Source organism: Collimonas rhizosphaerae, assembly GCF_038896935.1.
GTDB lineage: Bacteria > Pseudomonadota > Gammaproteobacteria > Burkholderiales > Burkholderiaceae_D > Collimonas > Collimonas rhizosphaerae.
The window spans coordinates 117,163-124,175 of record NZ_JBANDC010000018.1; the positions used below are offsets into that span (position 1 = coordinate 117,163).

Genomic DNA, 7,013 nt, shown 5'->3' on the forward strand with positions numbered 1-7,013 from the left:
GTAGGAACAATGCCTACATCGACTCAGCCAAATATTTCATCCATATCGAGAACCTTACCGACTTATTTCTTTTTTGAAACATTTCATAATTGCTTTGAAGCAGCGCAAAAAGACAAAAACTAAAAGATTGCTCACCAAGTGCCGTAAACATTCATAAGTAGTTTCAGTCTGGGGGAAAGCATGGACAGTAATGGATTTGTAAACGAGATAAGCGAAGTGAATCTTTCTTATCTGCTGCTGGCACAACGTCTGTTGCGGGAGGATAAAGCGACAGCCATGTTTCGTATGGGATTGAGCCGGGAACTGGCCGAGCTGCTCGGCAACCTCTCTTTGTCGCAGGTGGTGAAGCTGGCCGCATCCAGCCTCCTGTTGTGCCGTTTCCGGTTCGACGACCACGCGATTCTTTCATCTTTGACGCATACCGACAAAGACCATGCCTTGCAACAGGCGCACGCTTCCATCCTGCTGGCTGGACAACCGCTGGAAGGCATCCGATGAAGCTGCCGAATTCATGTTCCGCCATGGCGTTGACTGTCGAGGCCGGCAACCATGGCTACTAACAAAAGCGTGATCCTGGAAGCCCAGGAAATCCAGCTCGCGATCGACCTGATCAAGCTCGGCGCGCGCCTGCAGTTCCTGGAAGCCGAAACCTCCTTGAGCCGCGACCGCCTGATCAAGCTGTACAAGGAAATCAAAGGCATTTCGCCGCCCAAGGGATTGCTGCCGTTTTCCACCGACTGGTTCATGACCTGGCTATCGAATATCCATTCGTCGATGTTCTACAACATTTACCGTTTCATGGTGGCGCATGGCGACGGCCAGCAGATCGTTGCGGTGGTCAAGAGCTACCGGCTCTACCTGGAGCAGGTCGAGCGGCAAGGCGGCAAGCCGGTGCTGGATTTCACGCGGGCCTGGACGCTGACCCGTTTCTTCGACAGCGGCATGCTGCAGCTCAGCACCTGCAGCCGCTGCAACGGCCGCTTCGTCGCCCATGCCCATGACTTGCAGAACGGTTTCGTCTGCGTCCTGTGCCGGCCGCCGTCGCGCGCCGGCAAGACGCGCAAGCTGGAATCCCCGGCCTTGCCCGGAGCAGATCTTGTTCCGGCGCATGGGTATATGCCGCTTCCGGTGCGGCAGGTTGCCGGCCTTGCTAACGGCGGGCTGGCCTGAGCCTGGTGGCGACAGTGGCGGCTGCGGCTGCATAAGGTTTATTTCAAGGGGAATCAAAAGTGCTAGTTTTTGTTGGCTATATCGTTGTCATAGCTTCTGTGTTTGGCGGTTATGCCATGATGGGCGGCCACCTCGGCGTGTTGTTCCAGCCGATCGAACTGCTGATGATCGGCGGCGCCGGAGTCGGCGCCTTCGTGGTCGGCAACGATGGCAAGGCCATCATGGCCACCGTCAGGGAGCTGCCGAAACTGCTGCGCAGTTCCAAGCACGACAAGGCCCTGTACATGGAGCTGATGGCCTTGCTCTACGTGTTGCTGGCGAAAGCGCGTAAGGACGGCATGCTGGCGCTGGAAGCGGATATCGACGACCCTTTGAACAGCCCCGTCTTCGCCCCGTATCCGCTGGTGCAGCACGATCCGCGCGTGATCGAATTCCTTACCGACTACCTGCGGCTGATCGTCAGCGGCAACATGGACGCGTTTGAAATCGAATCGCTGATGGACCACGAGATAGAAACCTACAAGCACGAGGCCGAGGTGCCGGCGCACAGCCTGGCCAAGGTCGGCGACGCCTTGCCGGCGTTCGGCATCGTGGCGGCGGTGATGGGCGTGGTGCATGCGCTGGCATCGGCCAACCTGCCACCGTCGGAAATGGGCGAGCTGATTGCGCATGCAATGGTGGGCACTTTCCTGGGGATCTTGCTGGCTTATGGATTCGTGTCGCCGCTGGCGACCCTGATTGAACACCAGGTTGCGGAATCGGTGAAAGTGTACCAGTGCATCAAGGTCACTTTGCTGGCCAACCTGAACGGCTATGCGCCGCAGCTGGCGGTGGAATTCGGCCGCAAGGTGCTGTACTCGACCGAACGCCCATCGTTCACGGAGCTGGATGACCATGTGCGCCAAGTCAAAAGCCGCTAGCGCCTGCCGGCCCGGTGCGGAGGCCGCATGAGCAAGCCCAAGCAGCGCATTGTCGTCAAGCGGATAAGCGCCGCCAAGCACCAGGCGCATGGCGGCAGCTGGAAGATCGCCTACGCCGATTTCATGACGGCGATGATGGCTTTTTTCCTGGTGATGTGGCTGCTGTCGATTTCTTCTCCCAAGCAAAGGGAGGGGATCGCCGAGTATTTCAAGATGCCGCTCAAGGTCGCCATCAGCGGCGGTGAAAAAAGCAGCACCAGCAGCAGCGTGATTCCCGGCGGCGGCACCGATTTTACCCAGGTCGACGGCGACGACAAGCGCAGCAACCCGGATAGCGCCGATGCCGACCGGCTGAAGCAGCTGAAGAAGCGGCTGGAGCAGGTGATCGATGCGAATCCGGTGCTCAAGCAGTTCCGGCCGCAGCTGCTGATCGACATCACCAGCGAAGGATTGCGGATCCAGATCGTCGATAACCGCAACCGGCCGATGTTCGATCTTTCCAGCGCCAAGGTGCAGCCGTACATGAGCACCATCCTGCACGAGATCGGGCCGGTGCTCAATGAATTGCCGAACAAGATCACCCTGGCCGGACACACCGATGCAACGCCTTATGTGCCTGGTTCGAAGTCTTACAGCAACTGGGAGCTGTCGGCCGACAGGGCGAATGCATCGCGGCGCGAACTGGTCAGCGGCGGCATGACGGAACAAAAGGTGCTGCGCGTGATGGGCGTGGCGTCGACCATGGATTTGAACAAGGCCGATCCGCTCGATCCGATCAACCGCCGCATCAGCATCGTGGTGCTGAACCGGCGCGCGCAGGCGCAGATCGAACAGGAAAACAGCAGCGGCAGCAGCGCCGGCCTCAAGCTCGACGGCCAGAAGGACAGCGCCGGCCAGCTGCGGGACAGCGTGCCCAAGCCTGCTGCCGCAGCCCAGCCATGACACAGGAAGCATATGACGACTAGGACAATACTGGTGGTGGACGACTCGGCGGTCATGCGCAAGCTGATTGCAGCAGCCTTGGCCGAGGGCGACTACCAGGTCCTGCTGGCGGCTGACGGCACGGCTGCGATGCTGCATGCCCGAACGGCAGCGGTCGACCTGGTGCTGACCGACTGGAACATGCCGGCGATGGGCGGCCACCAGCTGATTCGCGCATTGCGGCAGCTGGAAAACCATGCCGAGACGCCGATCCTGGTGCTGACCACCGAAGCCAGCGATGCCGAAAAATCCGATGCGCGCGCGGCGGGCGCCAGCGGCTGGCTGAGAAAGCCGATAGAACCTGCAACCTTGCTCGAAGTGGTCGCCAGCATGCTGGCCGAATAGCGATAAGCCGGACAATCAAAGAACGCAGTAAGGAGATCACAAACGATATGGATATCACTGAGTTTTACCAGACCTTCTTTGAAGAAGCGGATGAACTGCTGGCCGAAATGGAGCAGTTGCTGCTGGGGCTCGACATGGACGCGCCCGACAGCGAGCACCTGAACGCCATATTCCGCGCCGCGCATTCGATCAAGGGCGGCGCAGCTACCTTCGGGTTTGTCGCGCTGACCGACACCACGCATCTCTTGGAAAATTTACTGGACCGTGCCCGTCATCAGGAAATACGACTGCGCAAGGAAATGATCGATGCCTTTTTGGAAACCAAAGACGTGCTACAAGAACAGATAAGTGCTTACCGGGCCGGCGCCGAGCCCGATCCCGACATGGTCGCGCGGATTTGCGCGGTGCTGCAACAGCTGGCGCAGGAGGAAAGCGCCGGCGCCAAGCCTGCGGCGCCGGCGCCAGTGGCGGTGGCGGTGGCGGCGTCAGTGCCGGCGCCGGCTGCCGCTGCTGCCGGCAATGCGCAGCTGCGCGTACGTTTTTCCAGGATATCCGAGAGCGACCGCAAGCTGCTGAGCGCGGAGCTGGAAAACCTGGGAACCGTGGCAGCGCAGACGCAAAGCGAGGACAGCCTGACCCTGTGGCTGGAAACCAGCTGCGAGGCGGACGACATCATCGCCGTGTGCTGTTTCATCATCGATATCGACCAGATCGACATCACGCAGGAAGCGGCGGCGCCAGCGCTGCCGGCAGCCGAACCGCTTCCGGTTGAACTGCCAGAACCAACGCCGGCGAAGGTGATTGCCATCACGGCAGCCACGACGCCGCCGAAGGCTGCCGCCGCTGCAACCGCTGCTACCGTTGCAGCAGCGCCTGCAGCCGCCAAGGAATCCAGCTCGATCCGCGTCGACGTGGAAAAGGTCGACCAGATCATCAACCTGGTGGGAGAACTGGTGATCACCCAGTCGATGCTGGCGCAGACCGCGGCGACGCTGGATCCGGTGCTGCATGAGCGCCTGCTGAACGGCATGGGGCAGCTCGAACGCAACGCGCGCGACCTGCAGGAATCGGTCATGTCGATCCGCATGATGCAGATGGATTACGTATTCAGCCGTTTCCCGCGCCTGGTCAGGGACCTGACCGACAAGCTCGGCAAGCAGGTGCAGCTGGTGACTTTCGGCAAGGCCACGGAACTGGACAAGAGCCTGATTGAACGCATCATCGATCCCTTGACCCACCTGGTGCGCAACAGCCTGGACCACGGCATCGAACAGCCGGAACAGCGCATCGCCGCCGGCAAGGATCCGGTCGGCGAGCTGCTGTTGTCGGCCCAGCACCAGGGCGGCAATATCGTGATCGAAGTCAGCGACGACGGCGCCGGCCTGAACCGCGAAAAGATCCTGGCAAAGGCGATCCAGCAAGGGATGGCGATCAGCGACACCATCAGCGACGACGAAGTCTGGCAACTGATCTTTGCGCCGGGATTCTCCACCGCTGAAAAAATTACCGATGTCTCGGGACGCGGCGTCGGCATGGACGTGGTCAAGCGCAACATCCAGGAGATGGGCGGCCATGTCGAAATCGCATCGCGCCAAGGCAACGGCACCACTACCAAGATCGTATTGCCGCTGACGCTGGCGATCCTGGACGGCATGTCGGTCAAGGTCGGCAATGAAGTCTACATCCTGCCCCTGAATTACGTGATCGAATCCTTGCAGCCGCGCGCTGAAGACATCCATTCCGTGAGCAATGAAGAACAGGTGCTGCACGTGCGCGGCGAATATCTGCCGCTGACTGAATTGCATCGGGTATTCAGCGTCGCCGACGCCCGCACCGATCCGACCCAAGGCATCGTGGTGATCTTGCACGGCGAGGGGAAACGCTTTGCCTTGCTGGTGGACCAGCTGGTCGGGCAGCACCAGGTGGTGGTGAAGAACCTGGAAACCAATTACCGCAAGGTCCCGGGCATTTCCGCCGCCACCATCCTTGGCGACGGCAGCGTTGCCCTGATTGTCGATGTCGCAGCGCTGCAGCGCGCCGGCCGCGAGAAGGCGCCGTTGCTGGCAGCGGCCTGAGGCATGGCGCCGGCCGGCGCCTGGCAAGAAATTTTGAAAGGATAGAGAAAATAAAATGGTCAACGATCACAATAAAATTCTGGCAGGACAGGATGAGTCGGAAGGACAGAAATTCCTGGTGTTCACGCTTGGCAGCGAAGAGTATGGAATCGACATATTGAAAGTGCAGGAAATCCGCGACTACGAAGCCGTGACGCGGATTGCCCATGCGCCGGACTTCATCAAGGGCGTGACCAACCTGCGCGGCATCATCGTGCCTATCGTCGACCTGCGCATCAAGTTCCGCCTTGAAAACATCCAGTACAACCACCAGACCGTCGTGATCATCTTGAATATCGCCGAGCGTGTGGTCGGCATATTGGTGGACGGCGTATCCGATGTGCTGACCTTGAGCCGCGACGAAATCAAGCCGCCGCCTGAATTCGGGGCGGCGCTGTCGGCAGAGTATCTCAGCGGCCTGGGCACGGTGGAACAGCGCATGCTGATCCTGATCGATATAGAAAAACTCATGTGCAGCGCGGACATGGCTTTGTTTGACAACGCTGAACTTGCCTGAGGCAACGGCGAGATAGGCAAAGACAGGAAATCAAAGATGAAACTTCTAGATAGCCAATGGCAGAAACTGGAGCCTCTGTTGATCGGCAAGCAGGGCGATCCCGGCGCCAAAGGCCGAGACAACCGCTTGTTTATCGATGCCGTGCTTTGGATCATCAGCAGTAAATCCATCTGGCGCAGCCTGCCTGCCGAATTCGGCAAATGGAATACCACTTACATGCGCTTCCGGCGCTGGAACGAGTGCGACGTCTGGCGCCAGCTGGAGCAAGGCATGTACGACGATCCGCTGCTGAAATCGATGTTCCACGAGATCGTTGAATACGGCGACCGGCAGACCGGACGCATCAGGCAAAGGCTGGCGCGGCGCGCCAATAAAGTGGTTTACAACTCGTCGCTGGGCAAGGTCGGCGGCGCCAGGAAAAATTCGCCGGGCGTGGATGAATCGACCTCGCACTGGGTCGGCCTGGTGATGCGAGGCTTGCCTGTTTGACCGACGCCGGAATGCGTTATTTTTTGAAATGAAAATGTAGAAAGACAGCTCCGACAAACTCGTGATTTGCCGTTCAAGAAAGCCAGGCGACGTCCGTTAATACAGTAAACGGATGGCCTGCCTGGCCAATGATTGAAGCAAATATTCTGAGGATGTCATGAACAAGGAACTGTCTGCCGGATATTCATTGTCGGTGATCGCCATGGCCGTGTCGGTCATGGTTTCAGGCTGCGGCGGGGGAGGCGGCGGCAGCGGCAACGCTAATCCGCCGGCGCCCGCGGTGCCGACCACCCCGCCTCCCGCAACTGACAACAACGGCAATGCGATCACGCCGCCGGTAGTGGCGCCGACGGCCATGCTGAATGTACTCGACCCCAGCAACGCCAAGGCCGCCCACGCACAAGGCATGACCGGCGCCGGCGTCGCGGTCGGCGTGGTCGATACCGATTTCGACGTCAGCGATCCCCAATTGGCCGG

Annotated in this window: 8 protein-coding genes and 1 pseudogene; all 9 read left to right on the top strand. The window is 59.7% G+C overall.

The features are described from left to right. Positions 1 to 180: 180 nt before the first annotated feature. Positions 181 to 498, top strand: coding sequence for a flagellar transcriptional regulator FlhD (gene flhD / locus V8G57_RS21390; RefSeq protein ID WP_014004965.1), 318 nt, complete (start codon positions 181 to 183; stop codon positions 496 to 498). Between the two features lie 51 nt (positions 499 to 549). After that, complete coding sequence (gene flhC, locus V8G57_RS21395; RefSeq protein ID WP_092398818.1) at positions 550 to 1,170, top strand: flagellar transcriptional regulator FlhC; 621 nt, start codon at positions 550 to 552, stop codon at positions 1,168 to 1,170. Positions 1,171 to 1,229: 59 nt separating this feature from the next. Continuing rightward, positions 1,230 to 2,090 (top strand): flagellar motor stator protein MotA, encoded by an 861-nt coding sequence (gene motA / locus V8G57_RS21400; RefSeq protein WP_092398816.1) that lies wholly within the window; start codon positions 1,230 to 1,232, stop codon positions 2,088 to 2,090. A gap of 27 nt (positions 2,091 to 2,117) precedes the next feature. After that, on the top strand, positions 2,118 to 3,032 hold the full coding sequence (gene motB / locus V8G57_RS21405) for a flagellar motor protein MotB (protein WP_342831104.1): 915 nt from the start codon (positions 2,118 to 2,120) through the stop codon (positions 3,030 to 3,032). Positions 3,033 to 3,044: 12 nt separating this feature from the next. Next, positions 3,045 to 3,416, top strand: a complete 372-nt coding sequence (locus tag V8G57_RS21410) for a response regulator (protein WP_092398812.1) — start codon at positions 3,045 to 3,047, stop codon at positions 3,414 to 3,416. A 47-nt stretch (positions 3,417 to 3,463) separates the two neighbouring features. Continuing rightward, entirely contained in the window at positions 3,464 to 5,491 is a 2,028-nt protein-coding gene (gene cheA / locus V8G57_RS21415) for a chemotaxis protein CheA (RefSeq protein WP_342831105.1), read from the top strand. 55 nt (positions 5,492 to 5,546) lie between these two features. Then, entirely contained in the window at positions 5,547 to 6,047 is a 501-nt protein-coding gene (locus V8G57_RS21420; protein WP_092398808.1) for a chemotaxis protein CheW, read from the top strand. Positions 6,048 to 6,083: 36 nt separating this feature from the next. After that, on the top strand, positions 6,084 to 6,536 hold the full coding sequence (locus V8G57_RS21425; protein ID WP_092398806.1) for a transposase: 453 nt from the start codon (positions 6,084 to 6,086) through the stop codon (positions 6,534 to 6,536). A 157-nt stretch (positions 6,537 to 6,693) separates the two neighbouring features. Beyond that, positions 6,694 to 7,013: pseudogene (locus tag V8G57_RS21430) on the top strand (peptidase S8); the annotation flags it as partial.